This window comes from Pseudomonas sp. S1_E05, assembly GCF_056337105.1.
Map to the genome: position 1 here is coordinate 6011716 of NZ_JBFRHM010000001.1, position 18380 is coordinate 6030095.

At 60.0% G+C, this 18380-nt stretch carries 15 protein-coding genes and 1 pseudogene; 9 read left to right on the forward strand and 7 right to left on the reverse strand.

The annotated features are described in order from the left end of the window. Positions 1-20: 20 nt before the first annotated feature. A complete protein-coding gene (locus tag AB4N33_RS27805; protein WP_476458855.1) occupies positions 21-806 on the reverse strand; it encodes a methyl-accepting chemotaxis protein in 786 nt (261 codons plus the stop codon). 72 nt (positions 807-878) lie between these two features. Continuing rightward, positions 879-1910, reverse strand: a pseudogene (locus tag AB4N33_RS27810) (HAMP domain-containing protein); the annotation flags it as partial. A gap of 166 nt (positions 1911-2076) precedes the next feature. Here AB4N33_RS27810 and AB4N33_RS27815 point away from each other — a divergent pair. Continuing rightward, positions 2077-3558 (forward strand): helicase HerA-like domain-containing protein, encoded by a 1482-nt coding sequence (locus AB4N33_RS27815; RefSeq protein WP_476458670.1) that lies wholly within the window; start codon positions 2077-2079, stop codon positions 3556-3558. 10 nt (positions 3559-3568) lie between these two features. Here the strand turns inward: AB4N33_RS27815 and AB4N33_RS27820 are convergent, their stop codons facing one another. Next, a complete protein-coding gene (locus AB4N33_RS27820; protein WP_460121503.1) occupies positions 3569-4024 on the reverse strand; it encodes a DUF721 domain-containing protein in 456 nt (151 codons plus the stop codon). A 307-nt stretch (positions 4025-4331) separates the two neighbouring features. Between AB4N33_RS27820 and secA the strand changes: the two genes are divergently transcribed. The 4 genes from secA (at position 4332) to AB4N33_RS27840 (ending at position 10122) form a co-directional block, all read left to right on the forward strand. Next, positions 4332-7067, forward strand: a complete 2736-nt coding sequence (secA, locus tag AB4N33_RS27825; RefSeq protein ID WP_460121504.1) for a preprotein translocase subunit SecA — start codon at positions 4332-4334, stop codon at positions 7065-7067. Positions 7068-7187: 120 nt separating this feature from the next. Continuing rightward, entirely contained in the window at positions 7188-8405 is a 1218-nt protein-coding gene (gene argJ, locus AB4N33_RS27830) for a bifunctional glutamate N-acetyltransferase/amino-acid acetyltransferase ArgJ (protein WP_476458671.1), read from the forward strand. Positions 8406-8542: 137 nt separating this feature from the next. Next, positions 8543-9175, forward strand: a complete 633-nt coding sequence (locus AB4N33_RS27835; RefSeq protein WP_476458672.1) for a glutathione S-transferase family protein — start codon at positions 8543-8545, stop codon at positions 9173-9175. After that, positions 9172-10122, forward strand: a complete 951-nt coding sequence (locus AB4N33_RS27840) for a Nudix family hydrolase (RefSeq protein WP_476458673.1) — start codon at positions 9172-9174, stop codon at positions 10120-10122. Before AB4N33_RS27835 ends, AB4N33_RS27840 begins: the two co-directional genes overlap by 4 nt. A 102-nt stretch (positions 10123-10224) precedes the next feature. Here AB4N33_RS27840 and AB4N33_RS27845 read toward each other — a convergent pair whose 3' ends face one another. From AB4N33_RS27845 to AB4N33_RS27855, 3 genes are read right to left on the reverse strand one after another with little or no spacing between them, the layout of a single operon-like run. Beyond that, positions 10225-10794 carry a cob(I)yrinic acid a,c-diamide adenosyltransferase gene (locus AB4N33_RS27845; RefSeq protein ID WP_460141017.1) on the reverse strand — a complete coding sequence of 190 codons (570 nt, stop codon included), beginning with the start codon at positions 10792-10794 and terminating at the stop codon, positions 10225-10227. Between the two features lie 3 nt (positions 10795-10797). Then, entirely contained in the window at positions 10798-12834 is a 2037-nt protein-coding gene (locus AB4N33_RS27850) for a sensor histidine kinase (RefSeq protein WP_460121514.1), read from the reverse strand. A 46-nt stretch (positions 12835-12880) separates the two neighbouring features. Continuing rightward, positions 12881-13798, reverse strand: a complete 918-nt coding sequence (locus AB4N33_RS27855; protein WP_476458674.1) for a putative 2-dehydropantoate 2-reductase — start codon at positions 13796-13798, stop codon at positions 12881-12883. Positions 13799-13938: 140 nt separating this feature from the next. Here AB4N33_RS27855 and AB4N33_RS27860 point away from each other — a divergent pair, with 140 nt between their 5' ends. After that, entirely contained in the window at positions 13939-14424 is a 486-nt protein-coding gene (locus AB4N33_RS27860) for a YajQ family cyclic di-GMP-binding protein (RefSeq protein ID WP_368554943.1), read from the forward strand. Positions 14425-14541: 117 nt separating this feature from the next. Beyond that, positions 14542-15384: a mechanosensitive ion channel family protein gene (locus tag AB4N33_RS27865; protein ID WP_476458675.1), complete on the forward strand. Its 843-nt coding sequence runs from the start codon at positions 14542-14544 to the stop codon at positions 15382-15384. 76 nt (positions 15385-15460) lie between these two features. On the opposite strand, the gene AB4N33_RS27870 is transcribed toward AB4N33_RS27865, so the two are convergent. Next, positions 15461-16801: an OprD family porin gene (locus tag AB4N33_RS27870; RefSeq protein ID WP_371048605.1), complete on the reverse strand. Its 1341-nt coding sequence runs from the start codon at positions 16799-16801 to the stop codon at positions 15461-15463. 912 nt (positions 16802-17713) lie between these two features. Here AB4N33_RS27870 and AB4N33_RS27875 point away from each other — a divergent pair. Then, on the forward strand, positions 17714-18139 hold the full coding sequence (locus AB4N33_RS27875; protein ID WP_460121522.1) for an HIT domain-containing protein: 426 nt from the start codon (positions 17714-17716) through the stop codon (positions 18137-18139). Positions 18140-18142: 3 nt separating this feature from the next. Continuing rightward, positions 18143-18349, forward strand: coding sequence for a SlyX family protein (locus tag AB4N33_RS27880; RefSeq protein ID WP_460121524.1), 207 nt, complete (start codon positions 18143-18145; stop codon positions 18347-18349). Positions 18350-18380: the final 31 nt, after the last annotated feature.

An 18380-nucleotide genomic window follows, 5' to 3' on the forward strand; every position in this document is an offset into this window, starting at 1 on the left:
ATGAGGACGTGAGTGACACCCTAGATGCGGAAACTGCCGACCAGCTGCTGCAACCGCGCCGCCTGCCGTTCAAGATCGGCGCAGGCCCGCAGCGTCGCCTGCAGGTTTTGCACCCCTTGCTGGTTCAGCGTGTCGATCTCGTTGATGTCGACATTGATGGCCTCCACCACCGCCGTCTGCTCCTCGGTCGCCGTGGCCACCGACTGGTTCATCCCGTCGATGTCGCCAATGCGTGCGGTGACGCGGTCGAGCCGCTCGCCGGCCTGGTTGGCGATCTTCACGCTGTCCTGGCTTTGGCGGTGGCTGTCGCTCATGGTGCTGACCGATTCGCGCGCGCCGACCTGCAATTGTTCGATCATGCCCTGCACCTGTTCCGCCGATTCCTGCGTGCGGTGCGCCAGGTTGCGCACTTCATCGGCCACCACGGCAAAACCGCGGCCGGCTTCACCGGCGCGGGCGGCCTCGATGGCGGCATTGAGCGCCAGCAGGTTGGTTTGCTGGGAGATGCTGCTGATGACTTCGAGAATGTGCCCGATGTTCACGGTTTTGTCGTTCAGCGACTCGATATGGGTGCTTGAGGCGCTGAGCATCCTCGACAGTTGATTCATGGAGACGATGTTGCGATCGACCACCTGCTGGCCTTCTTCGGCCAGGCTACGGGCTTCGCTGGCCTGGCTCGATGCCTGGGCGGCGTTGCGTGCGATGTCCTGGGCGGTAGCACCGAGTTGGTTGATTGCGGCGACGACGCTGCTGGTGCGTGAGGCTTGCTGGTCGCAGTTGGTCATCGACGAGTTGGAGGCCGCCATCACCCGCAGCGCCACCTCATTGACCTGCCCGGTGGCCGAGCACACTTCACGAATGGAGCCGTGAATGCGCTCCACGAAGCGGTTGAACGCGATACCGAGCTGGCCGAACTCGTCGTTGTTCTGGATGGTCAGGCGCCGGGTCAGGTCACCCTCGCCGTCAGCGATGTCGATCATTGCGCGGGTCATGATGTGCAGCGGCTGGATCAGCAGGCGGATCAACATGCCCAGCAGGGCGATGATAGAGACCACGGCAATGACGGTAGCCACCACTGCCGAGGTGCGAAAGGCATTGAGCATCGAGTAGGCCTGTTCCTTATCCACCGACAGACCGATGTACCAGTTCACCGACGACAGGCCTTTGATCGGGGTGAACGTGACAATGCGGGTCTTGCCGTCGACCTGTAGCTCACTGACATCGTTATTGATCCGCGGCGTGCCGTCCGGGTAGGCCAGGGACAGGGATTTCATCACCAGCGACTTGTCCGGGTGCACCAGGATCTTGCCCTCAGCGTTGACCAGGAACGCGAAACCCATGCCGTTGAAGTCCAGGGCATTGAGACTGTCGATGATCATTTGCAGGCTCAGGTCGCCGCCGACCACACCGACCTGGCGCTCGCCCCTGGACACACGCTGGACGATGGAAATCACCTGTTTGCCGGTGGACACATCGGTGTAGGGTTCGGTGAGTACCGGCCCGCGACTGTTCTGCGCGTCCAGGTACCAATCCCGCACACGCGGGTCGAAACCCTCCGGCATCGTGTTGTCCTGGCGGATGACGAAGTGCCCGTCCTGGGTGCCCATGAAACCGGCGACGAAGGCCGTGGTGATCGCGTTCTGTTCCAGCAACCGGCTGATATTGCCCTGGTCTGCGTTCAGTGCGATGTTTTGTGCGAGGTTTTCCACCAGCAGGCTGCGACCGTTCAACCAGGTCTGGATGTTGTTGGCCGTCACACTGCCCATTTCATGCAGGTGGTCGTTCAGGTCATTGCGGATCGCATTTCGTTGCTTATAGTCGTTGTAGAACGTAAAGGCAGTGAAGGCGAGAGTGACGATGAGGGCGGCCACAAGCAGGATCTTATGGCCAAAGCGCATATTTTTATTCATGGATCGATGTCCCGATAAGGTCTTTGGACCCACGGCGTGCTTTTATAACAGGCACGCGCATGGGCGACGGGTGAAGTCACGTTGATGGTTCCGTCTTCGCCTTAGGGGATTACCAACGACCCTTTTATCGACTGTGATCGTTCAATGTTTAACCAAGGTGGGCAAAATGCACGATTCATCGCAACTCATTATCGGCGCCGACCCTTCAGGACAGCCGATTGCCCAGGCCATGCGCCTGGCGAACCGCCACGGGCTGGTCGCAGGCGCCACCGGAACCGGCAAGACCGTCACCCTGCAACGCCTGGCCGAGGCATTCAGCGATGCCGGTGTGGCGGTCTTCGCCGCCGATATCAAGGGTGATCTGTGCGGTCTCGGTGCGGCGGGCAACCCGCAGGGCAAGGTGGCCGAGCGGATTGCGGGCATGCCTTGGCTCAATCACACGCCCCAGGCTTATCCGGTGGCGCTGTGGGACATTCATGGTCAAACCGGCCACCCCTTGCGCACCACCCTGAGCGAGATGGGCCCGTTACTGATCGGTGCGCTGCTGGAGTTGACCGACAGCCAACAGTCGGCGCTCTACGCCGCCTTCAAGGTCGCGGACCGTGAAGGTTTGTTGCTGCTGGATTTGAAGGATTTGAAGGCGCTGTTCAATCACCTGCGTGATCACCCCGAATTGCTCGGCGACGACGCGGCGTTGATGACCACAGGTTCGAGTCAGGCACTGCTGCGGCGCCTGGCGGTGCTCGAACAGCAGGGTGCCGACGCGTTGTTCGGTGAACCGGCGCTGCAACTCGAAGACATGCTGCAACCGGCGGCCGATGGCCGCGGTCGTATTCACCTGCTCGATGCCAGCCGCCTGGTGCATGAGGCGCCGAAGGTCTACGCGACCTTCCTGCTCTGGTTGTTGGCCGAGTTGTTCGAACAACTGCCAGAGCGCGGCGATGCCGACAAACCCTTGCTGGCGCTGTTCTTCGACGAGGCGCATTTGCTGTTCACCGATACGCCCAAGGCGTTGCAGGAGCGTCTGGAACAGGTGGTTCGGCTGATACGCTCCAAAGGCGTGGGGGTGTATTTCGTTACCCAGTCGCCCGGCGACTTGCCGGATGACGTGCTGGCGCAGCTTGGCTTGCGCGTCCAGCATGGCTTGCGCGCATTCACCGCCAAGGAGCAGAAGTCCCTGCGCGCCGTGGCCGACGGTTTCCGCCCGAACCCGGCGTTCGAGGCCCTGTCGGTGTTGACCGAGTTGGGCATTGGCGAAGCACTGGTGGGCACCTTGCAGGACAAAGGCACGCCGGAAATGGTCCAGCGGGTCCTGGTCGCGCCGCCGCAATCACGGATCGGGCCATTGAGCGAGACCGAACGCACCCTGCTGATCGCCGGTTCGCCGTTCAAGGGGCGGTATGACAAACCGATCGATCGCGAATCCGCCTATGAAGTGCTGATGGGGCGCAAGGACCTGGCGCCAAAACCTGAAGCGCAACCGCCAGAGGCGCAGGAGCCGAGCTTCACCGAGCAGGCCGGGGAGTTCCTGGGGACCGCCGCCGGGCAGGCCCTGAAATCGGCGATGCGACAGGCGGCCAATCAGTTGGGCAGGCAGTTGGTGCGCGGTTTGATGGGCTCGCTGTTGGGCGGCAGCAAACGCCGCTAGCCGGCAACCTTCAGGCTTTTGGCTTGGCGTGCGCCGCCAGTCGTTCCAGCGCGGCGCGCAGGTTGGGATCGGTGATGCCGTCGGCGGTGGCCTGAATGGTTGCGGCGGCATCGGTGGACAAATCTGCCGTATGACCGATCACGCCTCGTTGTACGGTGGGTGGCTGCACCTTGAACAGGATTCGGTTGAGGTTGGCGAATTCCTCGAACATCTGTAGCTGGCGTTGCAGGCGTTTTTGCTGATAGCGCAGGCGGGTCGCCCAATGACCATCGGTGACAATCAGCAACAAACTGCCTTCGCGCCAGGACGCTACATGGCAATGCTCACGGGCGGCAGGCTGCAACTGGCTGTCGAGCAGGCGCTGTAAATGGCTCAGGCGCTGAGCGTGACCGAGAATGGCTTTGAGCGGCTTGGCTTCGCGAAGCAGAACGGCGGGTGCTCTGGCCGTGAGAGGGCGAAATGCCATGATCCGACACCTGAAGTAACAGAGCCGCCATGGTAGCAGAAAGCACCGCAAGCACCTGACCCATTGCTTTGCGTGCGCTTTACTCATTAAATCAACAGGTAACTTCTGCCCTCAGCGGGTTGAAGTTCAGCAAAAAGCCCTTATTTTAAGTGAGCCCCGTTACAGCGCAGTGCATGCATCGTGGAATAACGCCACTATCCTCACCATCGTTTCCGGGTAGAATGCTCGTTCGCATGCGGCCATGAGGGCTGCACGGGCGACTCACGGGGCCGCCCTCCATCCCTTTAGTGTGGAAGATCCTGCCGATATGTTTGCGCCTTTGTTAAAGAAACTTTTTGGAAGCAAGAACGAGCGTGAAGTCAAGCGCATGCTCAAGACGGTACAAGTCGTCAATGCCTTCGAAGAGCAAATGGTGGCCCTTTCGGACGATCAATTGCGCGCCAAGACTGAAGAGTTCAAGGCCCGCATCGCCAAAGGGGAAACCCTCGATGCACTGTTGCCAGAAGCCTTTGCGGTTGCCCGTGAAGCCGGCAAGCGTGTCATGGGCATGCGCCACTTCGACGTCCAGTTGATCGGCGGCATGACCTTGCATGAAGGTCGCATTGCTGAAATGCGGACCGGTGAAGGCAAGACCCTGGTGGGTACACTGGGCGTTTACCTCAACGCACTGTCCGGCAAGGGCGTGCACGTGGTCACGGTCAACGACTACCTGGCCCGCCGTGACGCCAACTGGATGCGTCCGCTCTATGAATTCCTCGGTCTGACGGTCGGCGTTGTCACGCCGTTCCAGCCACCGGAAGAAAAGCGCGCTGCCTACGCCGCCGACATCACCTACGGCACCAACAACGAATTCGGTTTTGACTACCTGCGCGACAACATGGCGTTCAGCATGGAAGAAAAATTCCAGCGCGAACTCAATTTTGCCGTGATCGACGAAGTCGACTCCATCCTCATCGACGAAGCCCGTACTCCGCTGATCATTTCCGGTCAGGCCGAGGACAGCTCCAAGCTGTACATGGAGATCAACAAACTGATCCCACAGCTGGAATTGCACGTCGAGGAGGTCGAAGGCGAAGTCACCAAGGCTGGCCACTACACCGTCGATGAGAAGACCCGCCAGGTCGAGCTCAACGAAGCCGGTCACCAGTTCGTCGAGGAGGCGCTGACCCGTCTTGGCCTGCTCGCTGAAGGGGAGAGCCTGTATTCGGCGCACAACCTGAGCCTGCTGACCCACGTTTACTCTGGCCTGCGTGCACACAAGCTGTTCCATCGCAACGTCGAGTACATCGTGCAGGAAGGCCAGGTCGTGCTGGTCGACGAACACACCGGTCGTACCATGCCCGGGCGTCGCCTGTCCGAAGGTCTGCACCAGGCCATCGAAGCCAAGGAAAACCTCAATATCCAACCCGAGAGCCAGACCCTGGCTTCGACCACGTTCCAGAACTACTTCCGTCTTTACGACAAGCTGTCCGGCATGACCGGTACGGCCGACACCGAAGCGTTCGAGTTCCATCAGATCTACGGCTTGCCGGTGATCGTCATCCCGACGAACAAACCGCTGGCCCGTAAAGACTACAACGACCTGGTGTTCCTGACGGCCGAGGAGAAATACGCGGCAATCGTCAATGACATCAAGGAAAGCATGGCCGCTGGTCGCCCGGTGCTGGTGGGTACCGCCACCATCGAGACGTCTGAGCACATGTCCAGCCTGCTCGTGAAAGAAGGCATCGAACACAAGGTTCTGAACGCCAAATTCCACGAAAAGGAAGCCGAGATCATCGCCCAGGCCGGTCGCCCAGGCGCCCTGACCATCGCCACCAACATGGCCGGTCGTGGTACCGACATCCTGTTGGGCGGCAACTGGGAAGTGGAAGTCGCGTCGCTGGAAGATCCAACGCCTGAGCAGATTGCCCAGATCAAGGCCGACTGGCAGAAGCGTCATCAGCAAGTGCTCGAGTCGGGCGGCTTGCAGGTGATCGCGTCCGAACGTCACGAATCGCGTCGTATCGACAACCAGCTGCGCGGTCGTGCCGGTCGTCAGGGCGACGCCGGTTCCAGCCGTTTCTACCTGTCGCTGGAAGACAGCCTGATGCGTATCTTCGCCTCGGATCGGGTGAAGAACTTCATGAAGGCATTGGGCATGCAGCCTGGTGAAGCGATCGAGCACCGCATGGTGACGAACGCCATCGAGAAAGCCCAGCGCAAGGTGGAAGGTCGTAACTTCGACATCCGCAAGCAACTGCTGGAGTTCGATGACGTCAACAACGAACAGCGTAAAGTGATCTATCACATGCGTAATACGTTGCTGGCCGCCGACAACATCGGTGAAACCATCGCCGATTTCCGCCAGGACGTGCTCAATGCCACCGTCAGCGCGCACATCCCGCCGCAGTCGCTGCCCGAACAGTGGGACGTCGCAGGTTTGGAAGCCTCCATTCAGAGCGATTTCGGTGTGGCACTGCCGATCCAGCAGTGGCTCGACGAAGACGATCACCTGTATGAAGAAACCCTGCGCGAGAAGCTGATGCAGGAGTTGATGGCGGCGTACAACGAGAAAGAAGACCAGGCCGGCGCCGAAGCGCTGCGCACTTTCGAGAAACAAATCGTTCTGCGTGTACTGGACGACCTGTGGAAAGACCACCTGTCGACCATGGATCACCTGCGTCACGGTATCCACTTGCGTGGTTATGCACAGAAGAACCCGAAGCAGGAATACAAGCGCGAGTCGTTCACGCTGTTCTCCGAGCTTCTGGATTCGATCAAGCGCGACTCGATCCGCGTGCTGTCGCACGTTCAGGTGCGTCGCGAAGATCCGGCCGAGGAAGAGGCGCGTCTGCGCCAGGAAGCCGAGGCACTGGCTGCACGCATGCAGTTCCAGCACGACGAAGCGCCCGGCCTGGAACAAGTCGAGCAGTTGGGTGAAGAGGTCGATGTTGCCCTCGCCACCGCACCGGTTCGCAACGAGCAGAAGCTGGGCCGCAACGAGCTGTGCTACTGCGGTTCGGGCAAGAAATACAAGCATTGCCACGGGCAGATCCAGTAAAACCCGTTACATACGCTGAAATACCCGCGCCGCGACCGGCTCTTGCCGTCGCGGCGTTTTGCCATTTACACCACCGCTCTCGTTGAGCGGTGCAGACATCATCTAGTGAGGAGCGCATTCATGGCTGTTGGTCTTGGTCCTTTGCCTACGTTGCACCCGGTTGCCGGTTTTGAACTCGGTATTGCCTCGGCCGGCATCAAGCGTCCCGGGCGCAAGGATGTCGTGGTCATGCGCTGTGCCGAAGGTTCGACGGTTGCCGGTGTGTTCACACTCAACGCTTTTTGCGCGGCGCCGGTGATCCTGGCCAAGCAACGCGTGCAAGGCCCGGTGCGTTACTTGCTGACCAACACCGGCAATGCCAACGCCGGTACCGGTGAGCCAGGCCTGGCCGCCGCCGAGCGCACCTGCGCAAAACTGGCTGAACTGACCGGTGTCGACGCCAGCATGGTGCTGCCGTACTCCACGGGTGTGATCGGTGAGCCGCTGCCGGTCGAGAAGATCGAAGGTGCCTTGCAAGCGGCCCTCGACGACCTCTCGGTCAACAACTGGGAAGCCGCCGCCACCGGTATCATGACCACCGACACCCTGCCCAAAGGTGCGAGCCGCCAGTTCCAGCACGACGGCGTGACCATCACCGTCACCGGCATCAGCAAGGGCGCGGGCATGATCCGCCCGAACATGGCCACCATGCTCGGCTATATCGCCACCGACGCCAAAGTGGCTCGTGACGTGCTGCAAAATCTGATGCTGGACGGTGCCAACAAGTCGTTCAACCGCATCACCATCGATGGTGATACCTCGACCAACGACTGCTGCATGCTGATTGCCACCGGTCAGGCCGCTTTGCCGGAAATCACCCGCGCCGAAGGCGAGCTGTTCGCCAAGCTCAAGCAAGCGGTGTTCGAAGTGTGCATGGATGTCGCCCAGGCCATCGTTCGTGACGGCGAAGGCGCGACCAAGTTCGTCACTGTCGAAGTCAACGGTGGCAGCAATCACCAGGAGTGCCTGGATGTCGGTTACACCGTGGCACATTCGCCGCTGATCAAGACGGCGCTGTTCGCCTCCGACCCGAACTGGGGGCGTATCCTCGCTGCGGTTGGCCGTGCCGGCGTGCCGGACCTGGACGTGAGCAAGATCGACGTGTTCCTGGGCGACGTCTGCATCGCCAGCCGTGGCGCCCGTGCCGCCACCTACACCGAAGCCCAGGGCGCGGCGGTGATGCAGCAGGAAGAAATCACCATCCGCATCGAACTGGGCCGTGGTGATTGCAGCGAAACCATCTGGACGACCGACCTGTCCCACGAGTACGTGAAAATCAACGCTGAGTACCGTACTTAAGATCGCGTCGACCCCATCGCGGGCAAGCCCGCTCCTACAGAGATCTGCGTTGGCCCTGTAGGAGCGAGCTTGCTCGCGATGGCGGCTTGCCAGTCAATGAGTAACTGGCCTGCTTACCCCATCAAAAGGTCCCGACCATGAGCCTGCACCTGATCATCGGCGACAAACTGTATTCCTCCTGGTCCCTGCGCGGCGCCCTGGCCCTCGAGCTGGCCGGTGCCCCGTACACCGAAGAGCTGATCAAGCTGAACCAGCCGGACACCCGCGAACGCATCCTCAAACACTCGCCAACCGGCAAGGTCCCTCTGCTGAAAACCGAACACGGCACCATCGCCGACTCCCTGGCGATTGCCGAGTACCTGGCCGAGCAGTTCCCCGATGCCGCGCTCTGGCCCAAGGACATCGCCGCGCGCGCCCAGGCCCGTTCGGCCTGTGCGCAGATGCACGCCGGTTTCTTCGCGATGCGTGCCAATATGCCCTTCGACCTGAGCCGCGATGCACCGCTGTCGCCGGCCCCGGTTGATGTACAGGCCGATGTCGAACGCATGCTGGCGCTGTGGGCCGAATGTCGCGCCGCAGCGACCGAAGTCGGTCCGTTTCTGTTTGGTGGTGCGACCCTCGCCGATGCGTTTTTCGCCCCGATTGCCGTGCGCTTGCGCACGTATCAGGTGAAGTTGCCGGCGGCGGATGAGGCCTATGTTGAAACGATCTACCAATGGCCGGCTTTCAAGGCGTGGCAACGGGCAGGTCTGGAGGAGATTGGGCAGTGAAGCGAGTTCATGTCGCCGCAGCGGTCATTCGTGACCCAAGCGGCAAGATTCTGATTGCCTGCCGTGCAGACACCCAGCACCAGGGTGGCCTGTGGGAATTTCCCGGTGGCAAGGTCGAGGCGGAGGAGTCCGTTGAGCGCGCCCTGGCACGCGAGCTTCACGAGGAGTTGGGAATTGTGGTGGTCACGGCCCGTCCGTTGATCAAGGTCCATCACGACTACCCGGACAAGCACGTGCTGCTGGATGTCTGGGAAGTCTCGGACTTCACCGGCGAGCCCCACGGCGCCGAAGGCCAGCCGCTGCAATGGGTGGCACCCCGTGATCTTTCGAGCTACGAGTTTCCGGCGGCCAATCAACCGATCGTGGCCGCTGCGCGGTTGCCTTCACAGTACCTGATCACCCCTGAAGACCTTGAGGCCCCGGCGCTGCTGCGTGGCATGCAAAAAGCCATTGCCGGCGGCATCAAGCTGATCCAGCTACGGGCGCCCAGCGGCTACGACCCCAAGTACCGCGATCTGGCAGTCGACGCGGCGGGGCTGTGCGCCGGGAAGGCTCAGTTGATGCTCAAGGGGCCTTTCGAGTGGCTGGGGGATTTCCCCTCGGCCGGTTGGCATATCACCGCCGCCCAGTTGCGCAAATATGCAGCGGCTGGGCGCCCGCTGCCGGCCTCGCGCTGGCTGGCGGCGTCCTGCCACAATGCCGAAGAACTGGCGTTGGCTGAACAGATGGGCGTGGACTTCGTGACCCTGTCGCCCGTGCAGCCGACCTTGACCCATCCGGATGCCCAACCGCTGGGCTGGGAACAGGCGTCGAGCTTGATGGAAGGGTTCAACAAGCCGGTGTTTCTGCTCGGTGGCGTCGGGCCGGCTGAGCAGCAGAAGGCCTGGGAGGCGGGGGCGCAGGGTGTGGCGGGAATTCGGGCATTTTGGCCTGATTCCGTGGTGTAGCTGCTGGCCTCATCGCGAGCAAGCTCGCTCCTACAGGTTTCGTGTTCGACACGGTCACTGTGGGAGCGGGCTTGCTCGCGAAGGCGTCCTCACAGACGCCACTTAAACCTCAGGCTTGACCGCCGCCTCCCACAAAATCTCCGCCACCCCCTGCCGCCGCGCAATCACCCGCGCCACCACAAACAGCAAATCCGACAACCGATTGATGTAGGCCAGTCCCACCCCAGCCAACGGCTCCAGCGCATTCAACTGCTGGCAGCGCCGTTCAGCAGTGCGCGCCAGGCTGCGGCATACGTGCGCCTGGGCGATCAACGCCGAACCACCCGGCAAAATGAAATTCTCCAGCGGCCCCAGTTCTTCATTCCACAGATCGATTGCCGATTCCAGGCGATCGATTTCCGCCATGTTCAGTGCCTGATACTCCGGCATTGCCAGTTCGCCCCCAAGGTCGAACAAGCGATGCTGACAGGGCGCCAGCACTTCGATCACCTCGTTCAAAGCCGGCTCAGTCGCCAGCCCGGCCAGCAACACGCCCAACTGGCTGTTCAAGCTGTCCACCTCGCCAATCGCCTCGATGCGCGGGTGGTCCTTGGGGACGCGCCGACCGTCGCCCAGTCCGGTTTCGCCTTTGTCGCCAGTGCGGGTGTAAATCTTCGACAAGCGAAAACCCATGGGTTACCTCGATAGCTGATTGAGTTCTTGAGAGGCAGGCGGCGTGCTGGTCAGCGGCAGGCGCAAGGTAAAGCAGGTGCCTTGGCCCAAAGTCGACTGCACTTCCATCTGGCCCTTGTGGTTGTTGGTGATGATGAAATACGAGACCGAGAGGCCCAGGCCGGTGCCCTGGCCGATTTCCTTGGTGGTGAAAAACGGCTCGAAGGTGCGTTTGCGCACGTTCTCGCTCATGCCGATGCCGTTGTCCTCGACCTGTATTTCCGCCCAGGGCGGGTTAAGCCGGGTGCGCAGGATGATTCGCCCTGGCTCGCGATCATCCTCGCGCTGGTGAATGGCCTGGGCGGCGTTCTTCAATAGATTCAGCAGCACCTGCTCGAGTTCGTTGGCGGTGCCTGGAACCGGGCCCAGTGCGGGGTCGAACTGACGGATGATCGCCTGGCCCTTGAAATCGAAACCGATCGCCAGGTCGAAGTCGTTGCCGGCAATTTCCACGGCCTGGTCGATCAGCGCCGGCAGGTCGCACGGCGCCATCTGCCGGGTGCTGCGACGGCTGAAGCTGAGCATGTGGGTGACGATCTTCGCGGCCCGTGCCCCCGCTTGTTGGATACCGTCGAGCAATTGCGGTACTTCCCGGGCTTGCAAGTACTGGTTGACGGTGTCGAGCTCAATACCGACCTGCTCGGCCTGCTCGAGGTTCTTTGGCAGTTCGGTAGACAGGCGCCGGCGAATGTTCTGCACGTTATGCAGGATCGCCCCCAGCGGGTTGTTGATTTCGTGGGCCATGCCGGCGGCGAGGCCACCGACCGACAGCATTTTTTCCGATTGCACCATCATTTCTTCCAGCGACAGGCGCTGGGTGATGTCGTCGATACGGATCACCACACCACGTCCGGCGCCGCCCATCAGCGGGTAAAAAGTCAGGGCGTAATGCTTGGGTTCCTCGTCCTTGAACCAGGTCACGCGTTCGATCTTCGCCACCGTGTGTTGCTCGACGGTCTGTTTGATCTGCGGCAGGAACGGCTTGAGCGGTTCGAAGGCAAGGAAAATGGGCTGGTTCAGCGCTTCGTCCAGGCGGGTGCCGGAGAGCGCACTCGCTTCCTGGTTCCACTGGGTCACGTAGAGCTGTTCGTCGAGGGCAATCAGCGCCGAGGGCATGGAGTCGATGATGCTGTTGAGGTAGTTCTGGAAACCGGTGAGTTTCTTCTCGATCTTGCTGCGCACCTGGACTTCCAGTTCCAGCTTGCGGTTGGTGTGGCGGGTTTCCTCGGCCAGCCCCTGGGCCTGGTCATAGGCGGCCTGGGAGTCGTCCCGCGCGCGTTTGAGCTGCTGCTCCCGCGCTTCGATACGCGAGAGCATGGTGTTGAACGCCTCGGCCAGGCTGCCGATTTCGTCATGGTTGCCACGCGAGGCGCGCAAGGAGTAGTTCTCTTCGCGGGTCACCTGGCGCGACAACTCTTCGAGCTGATGGATCGGCCGGGTGATCAGGCGCTTGATCTGCCGGGCGATCATCAGCCACAACAGCACGCTGAAGATCAGAATGCCGAGGCTGGCGGTCAGGGTCCCGGTGTAGAAAGCCACCGGCAATTCGCTGCTGGCCACCAGCAGCAAATGGCCGGGTGCGGTGCCGGGACGGGGCAGGGTGATCAGTTGGTTGCTGCGAAACTCGGTGGCTTGCCAGGCTTCGATGTGGCGATAGCGCTCGGGCAACTTCAGTTTGTCGCCATGCTGCAATTGGGCCAGGCGTTCGCCCTTGCCGTCATACAAGGCGGCGGCACGCAACGGTGAGTAACTGTTGAGTTCGTTGAGCAGGCGTTCGGCGCTTTGCGGCGATTGCAGGGCTTCGGAGACCAGGCTCGGGTTGGACACCAGCCGGCCGATGGTCTGCAAGGCCTGGGGTGCCATGCTCTCCTGGGAAATGTAGTACGCGGCACTGATAAAGGTCAGGTTGGCGACCAGCAGGACGGTGGTCAACAACACCAGCAGGGCGGCCAGCAGTTTCTGGCCGACCGGAAGGTTTTCAAGGCGCTGGCGCAATGGCATCAGTGTGATCGCTACACAAGGAACAAGTGGCCAGCGTAGCCGCTGCTCAGTCGCTGGGCAATCCGAGGCTGTGCAGATGGGCAATCAGCCGCTGCTGCAACTGGTTGAGGTGTGGCAGGTTCAGTTGATGCCGTGCAGCCACCTTGCAGGCATAGCCCAGCAGGTAGCTGATTTCGGTGCGGCGCTGATGCGCGACGTCCTGGTACATCGAGGAAAAATTGGCGGCAGTGGCGTGGATGACCCGCTCGACCTCCTGCTGTAGATCCTCGGCGGCGGCCGGCTGGCCGCAACGTTGCAGCAATTCGGTCAGTTCGCCGCAGAGGGTGGCGACTTCGCAACGGTGATCCTGCAGTCCGCCGTTGCGGCAATCATGCAGGACCGTCAGCGGGTTGATCGCACAGTTGAGCGCCAGCTTGCGCCACAGCCGGGTCAGGATGTCGGCGCTCCAGGCGTGGGGGATGCCGGCGTCAACCAGATCCTCCAGCCAGATCGGCGCCACTGGATGCCCCGCGTCACCCAGCCAGGTGTAGCCATGGCCGGCAAACACCACGCGCCAGTCGCCATCGCGGAAGGCGCCCTCGGTGCTTGATGCACTGATGCAGCGCGCCTGAGGCACCCGCGCGGCCACCGCGTCCTGACTGCCGAGGCCGTTTTGCAGCAGGATCAACTCGGCGTCGGGGGCCAGTCGCGACGCGAGTTGGGCCACCGCCTGCTCAGCATCGTAGGCCTTGCAGGCCACCAGCAGGCGGTGGATTGGCGCTGTGCTTTTTGCGGTTTCACCGGGAATGTTAAAGGTTTGCGCTTGTCCATGTTCCACCAGCGTCAAGCCGCCCGCCGCCTGATAGGCCATGAGCCTGGCCTCATCGCGCACGATCAACCTGACCGTTTTACCGGCCCGCGCCAGGCGCGTGGCCCACAAGGTGCCAAGGCTGCCGGCGCCCAGAACATGCCAGGGTGTAGACATCAGCTTTTCGCTCTGTTTGAGGCCAGCATCGCGGGCCCACAGTGAATGATCGGAAAGACCCGTTATAATCAGCGCGGATTTTAACCGCAAGCCAAGCGTGCTCCATCGTTTTCGAGTGCGCCCTTTATTGGAGAAATTACATGCCGTCGTTCGACGTGGTATCCGAACTGGACAAACACGAAGTCACCAACGCCGTCGAGAACGCCGTCAAGGAACTCGATCGTCGCTATGACCTGAAGGGCAAAGGCAGCTTCGAGTTCAAGGAAAAGGACCTGACCGTCAACCTGACCGCTGAAGCCGATTTCCAGCTTGAAGCGATGATTGAGATCCTCAAGCTGGCGCTGGTCAAGCGCAAAATCGACGTGCAGTGCCTGGAAGTCAAGGACGCCTACGCCTCGGGCAAGCTGATGAAGCAGGAAGCGGTCCTCAAGGAAGGCATCGACAAGGAGCTGGCGAAGAAGATCGTCGCTCACATCAAGGATGCCAAGCTCAAGGTGCAAGCGGCCATCCAGGGTGAGCAGGTGCGCGTGACCGGCAAGAAACGTGACGATTTGCAGGAGGCCATCGCGGCCCTGCGCGCCGCGACGTTCGACATGCCGCTGCAGTTCAACAACTTCCGCGATTGATGCCTTTATGTGTAGGAGCAAGCTCGCTCCTACAGGGAAAGTCGTGTGTAAACCCAAGGGGCATTTTTGCCCCTGATTTTTTTGTGTGCCGTATGGCCGCCAATCAGGAGAACCTAGATGGACTTGAACGCTGAAGTGGACAACCTGGTCAAGGCGTCCCAAGCCTGGATCCCGATGATCATGGAGTACGGCAGTCGTGTGTTACTGGCCGTCATCACCCTGGCCATCGGCTGGTGGCTGATCAATAAGGTCACGCACAAGCTTGGCGGCCTGCTGGCCTTGCGCAATGCCGACCTGGCGCTGCAAGGTTTCATCAGCAGTCTGGCGAACATCATCCTCAAGGTGCTGTTGATCGTCAGCGTGGCCTCGATGATCGGCGTGGAAACCACCTCCTTCGTCGCCGCGATCGGTGCTGCCGGTCTGGCCATTGGTCTGGCGTTGCAAGGCAGCCTGGCGAACTTCGCGGGTGGGGTATTGATTTTGCTGTTCCGCCCGTTCCGCATAGGTGACTGGATCGAAGCTCAAGGGGTGGCGGGTACGGTCGACAGCATTCAGATCTTCCACACGGTGCTGCGCACCGGTGACAACAAGACCATCATCGTTCCCAACGGCAATCTCTCCAACGGCATCATCACCAACACCAACCGTCAGCCTACCCGCAAGGTGGTGTTCGATGTGGGTGTGGACTATGAAGCTGATTTGCAGAAGGCCCGCCAGGTGTTACTGGACCTTGCCAAGGATGAGCGCATCCTGGCTGAGCCGGCGCCACAGGCTGTCATTTCTACCTTGGGTGACAGTTCCATTACCGTATCTTTGCGGGTGTGGGTAAAAACAGCGGATTATTGGGATGTGATGTTCATGTTTAATGAACAATCCCGCGATCGCCTGAAAGCGGCGGGCATTGATATTCCCTTTCCACAGCGAGTGATTCGCGTGGTGCAGGAATCTACCGTGCAGTAAGTAACAAGCTTGTAACAAAAAAGGCCCATCCGAAGATGGGCCTTTTTATTTGTTATCGCAAACTAAGTGGATGCGATTACAACAGCGACAGCGGGTAGTCGACGATCAGACGGAACTCTTTGATGTCGCCTTCGCCTTGGTCAGCGTTAGCTTGGTGCCATGCTTGACGAATGCGGAAGGAGAGATCTTTAGCCGGGCCAGTCTGAACAACGTACTTGGCTTCGAAGTTGGTTTCGTTGTGTTTGCCGTCAGCACCGTACAGTGGGTCACCGTTGGATTTACGGTAAACGCTGTTAGCTGCCAGACCGGTACCGTCGATGTCCCAGCCTTTCACGTAACGGGTCATGAAGCTCAGACCAGGAACGCCGTACTCAGCCATTTTCAGGTCGTAACGGATCTGGGCAGATTTCTCTTCCGGACCGTTGAAGTCAGAGTACTGGATGGAGTTGGCGAGGAAGATCGAGTCGCCACCACGGTTGTTCTTGCCCACGCCGATGTAGTCGAATGGCGTGTCGCCGTTAACCTTCTGGAAGGCCACGGTGAGGGTGTGTGCTTTCAGGAACGAGAAAGCAGCGGCCAGAGAGTAGGTGGTGTTGCTGATGTCGCCGGCTTTGGAATCGCCAGTGTCCGAGGTGCGGTAGATGTTACCGTCCAGGTTCAGCGACTGATCGCCACCCATTGGGATGGTGTAGTTCGCGTTCGCGTAGTACTGGTTCCAGATGTCTTCCAGCTTGGCGCCGTACAGGGAAACGCTCAGCGCGTCGGTGATGCCATATTTGCCACCGAAGTAGTCGATGGTGTTGGCTTCTTCACCGGCGTACGTGGCGTACAGGCCGCCATCGCGCGAGTTACGGTCCTGGCTGGTCGACGAGTAGAAGTGACCGGCTTCGAGGTCAAGGTCTTTGACTTCGCTGCTCTGCAGTTGGAAACCGCTGGCAGTTTGAGGAAGGATACGGGAACCGCCGACAGCGAACACTGGAGCAGTGCTTGGCTGCATGTCGCCGACTTTCAGCTCGGTTTTCGATACGCGGAATTTAACAGCGCCGCCGGCCTTGCCTTGGCTGTCCTGAACGCCGTTGGCGCCAACTGGCATGTTGCCAGTACCGCCGGTACCGTCGCCACCGTCCAGTTTGATGGCCAGGTAACCGAATGCATCAACGCCGACGCCTACAGTACCTTGGGTGTAACCGGAGCTGAAGTTACCCCAGAAACCCTGGGTCCAGTCTTTCTGGTCGTTGCCGCCGTCTTTGTTGTTACGGTTGAAGTAGTAGTTGCGCAGCAGGATGTCTGCTTTTGCATCTTCAACAAAACCTTTGGCTTCTGCCTGGTCACTAACGAACGGTGCTGCTGTTGCCACTTGAGTACTGGCGGCTGCTGCAACTGCCAGTGCGATCATGCTCCACTTCATCACGCGCATCGTGATTTGCTCCTTTGGTTTTGAAGAGTACTGCCGTCCCACCTGTTTTTTTATCTGGGCGGCTCTTTCTTTTTGTGTCGGCGCAAACTTATATCACGCCGACCCTATTGGCGATACTTGCGCATCCAACCTTTCAGCTTCTTTACGACCCTGTCGCAAATGGCTGGGTAGATGTCGCAAATTTACAGCCCCAATGCAATAGGAATGGCAACTTCAGCGCTGTTTTCCAGGGCTTGAGCATCGGTTAAAAAGAGTCCTTGGTGAAGCACTTGAATCTCCATCGGGCAACCCTGCCACTGTTTTTATTGCCTTCAGACGTTCCACTTCCCGTGGCGGCTCCGAAGGCGATGTGGGTGTGAATGCAACAAGCGTGCACAAATTGCGGTTTCGCTGTTTTTTTTCTGAACGCCTGCCTGATTTCTTAAAAACCTCATAAAACCGGGGGTTACACGCACCTTTTGAAGGGGCTTGACGCTTTGCCTGGCATCGTGTTGCGACGTGCGGTTTGGCGGCTCGACAACGAAAAACGTTACCGGTTCACCCCATCAGTGAGTAATTGGCGGATGCCCGACGCATTGAGCGTAGACACGATGTGCGGTTTTGGTGCAAAAAATTTTATTTGCTGTACTGAATTCATACAGTGAGACGTGTGCTGAAAAGTGCACAAGCCCCGGTTTACGAGGTCTCTCGGCTTTTCCCATTTGGCCCGCGGTTCTGTAATGGTGCGAATGTGGGGGAAATGTTTCATGCCGGGGCGCTCGCGTCTTGATTCGTCGACCAGGCCGGGGCGGGGATGCGCTTCGTCGTGAAGCCAGCGACGTTCGCAGGTATGCTGCCGTCCTGTCGCTTGGCGCTGCGCCTATCGGGGGCGGGCGCTAAGCTGAAAATGATGAACATCCGGGAGTGCGCACAGTGTTCGCTTTAGATCCACGACTTCAACAAGACACCCTGCCGATTGGCGATTTCCCGCTCAGCCGCTTGCTGTTGTCCAATGATTCGAACTACCCCTGGTTCATCCTGGTGCCGCGTCGCGAGGATATCAGCGAGATATTTCAGCTCGATGTCGTCGATCAGCAGCAGCTGTGGCAGGAAACGACCACGCTGGCTGAATTGCTCAAGGATTCGTTCGATGCCGACAAGTTGAATGTCGCGGCCTTGGGTAACGTTGTCAGCCAATTGCACATGCATGTCATCGTGCGAAAGCATGGGGACGCAGCCTGGCCTGCTCCGGTGTGGGGCAAACATCCGGCCAAGCCGTATTCGGCAGAGCAGGTGGCGACGATCCGCGAGCGGCTGCGCCTGATCCTGACCGAAGACTTCACGTTTCTGGAGGGTTGAACCATGAACCTTGAAGAGCGCGTTACCGACCTGGAGACCCAGTTGGCCTTTCAGGACGACACTATCCAGGCCCTGAATGATGTGTTGACCGCGCAGCAGCGCGCAGTGGAGCGACTGCAACTGCAAATGGCTGCCTTGCTCAAGCGACAGGAAGAAATGGCTGGCCAGTTCAGTGTCTTCGAAGAAGACGCACCGCCGCCGCATTACTGACCCCAAGGGCTGGAAGACAGGCACAAAAAAA

Coding starts and splice junctions, on each gene's coding strand:
- AB4N33_RS27815 (WP_476458670.1), top strand. CDS start 2,077: ATGCACGATTCATCGCAACTCATTATCGGCGCCGACCCTTCAGGACAG.
- argJ (WP_476458671.1), top strand. CDS start 7,188: ATGGCTGTTGGTCTTGGTCCTTTGCCTACGTTGCACCCGGTTGCCGGT.
- AB4N33_RS27865 (WP_476458675.1), top strand. CDS start 14,542: ATGGACTTGAACGCTGAAGTGGACAACCTGGTCAAGGCGTCCCAAGCC.
- AB4N33_RS27850 (WP_460121514.1), bottom strand. CDS start 12,834: ATGCCATTGCGCCAGCGCCTTGAAAACCTTCCGGTCGGCCAGAAACTG.
- AB4N33_RS27870 (WP_371048605.1), bottom strand. CDS start 16,801: ATGCGCGTGATGAAGTGGAGCATGATCGCACTGGCAGTTGCAGCAGCC.
- AB4N33_RS27835 (WP_476458672.1), top strand. CDS start 8,543: ATGAGCCTGCACCTGATCATCGGCGACAAACTGTATTCCTCCTGGTCC.
- AB4N33_RS27845 (WP_460141017.1), bottom strand. CDS start 10,794: ATGGGTTTTCGCTTGTCGAAGATTTACACCCGCACTGGCGACAAAGGC.
- AB4N33_RS27880 (WP_460121524.1), top strand. CDS start 18,143: ATGAACCTTGAAGAGCGCGTTACCGACCTGGAGACCCAGTTGGCCTTT.
- AB4N33_RS27860 (WP_368554943.1), top strand. CDS start 13,939: ATGCCGTCGTTCGACGTGGTATCCGAACTGGACAAACACGAAGTCACC.
- secA (WP_460121504.1), top strand. CDS start 4,332: ATGTTTGCGCCTTTGTTAAAGAAACTTTTTGGAAGCAAGAACGAGCGT.
- AB4N33_RS27820 (WP_460121503.1), bottom strand. CDS start 4,024: ATGGCATTTCGCCCTCTCACGGCCAGAGCACCCGCCGTTCTGCTTCGC.
- AB4N33_RS27805 (WP_476458855.1), bottom strand. CDS start 806: ATGGCGGCCTCCAACTCGTCGATGACCAACTGCGACCAGCAAGCCTCA.
- AB4N33_RS27855 (WP_476458674.1), bottom strand. CDS start 13,798: ATGTCTACACCCTGGCATGTTCTGGGCGCCGGCAGCCTTGGCACCTTG.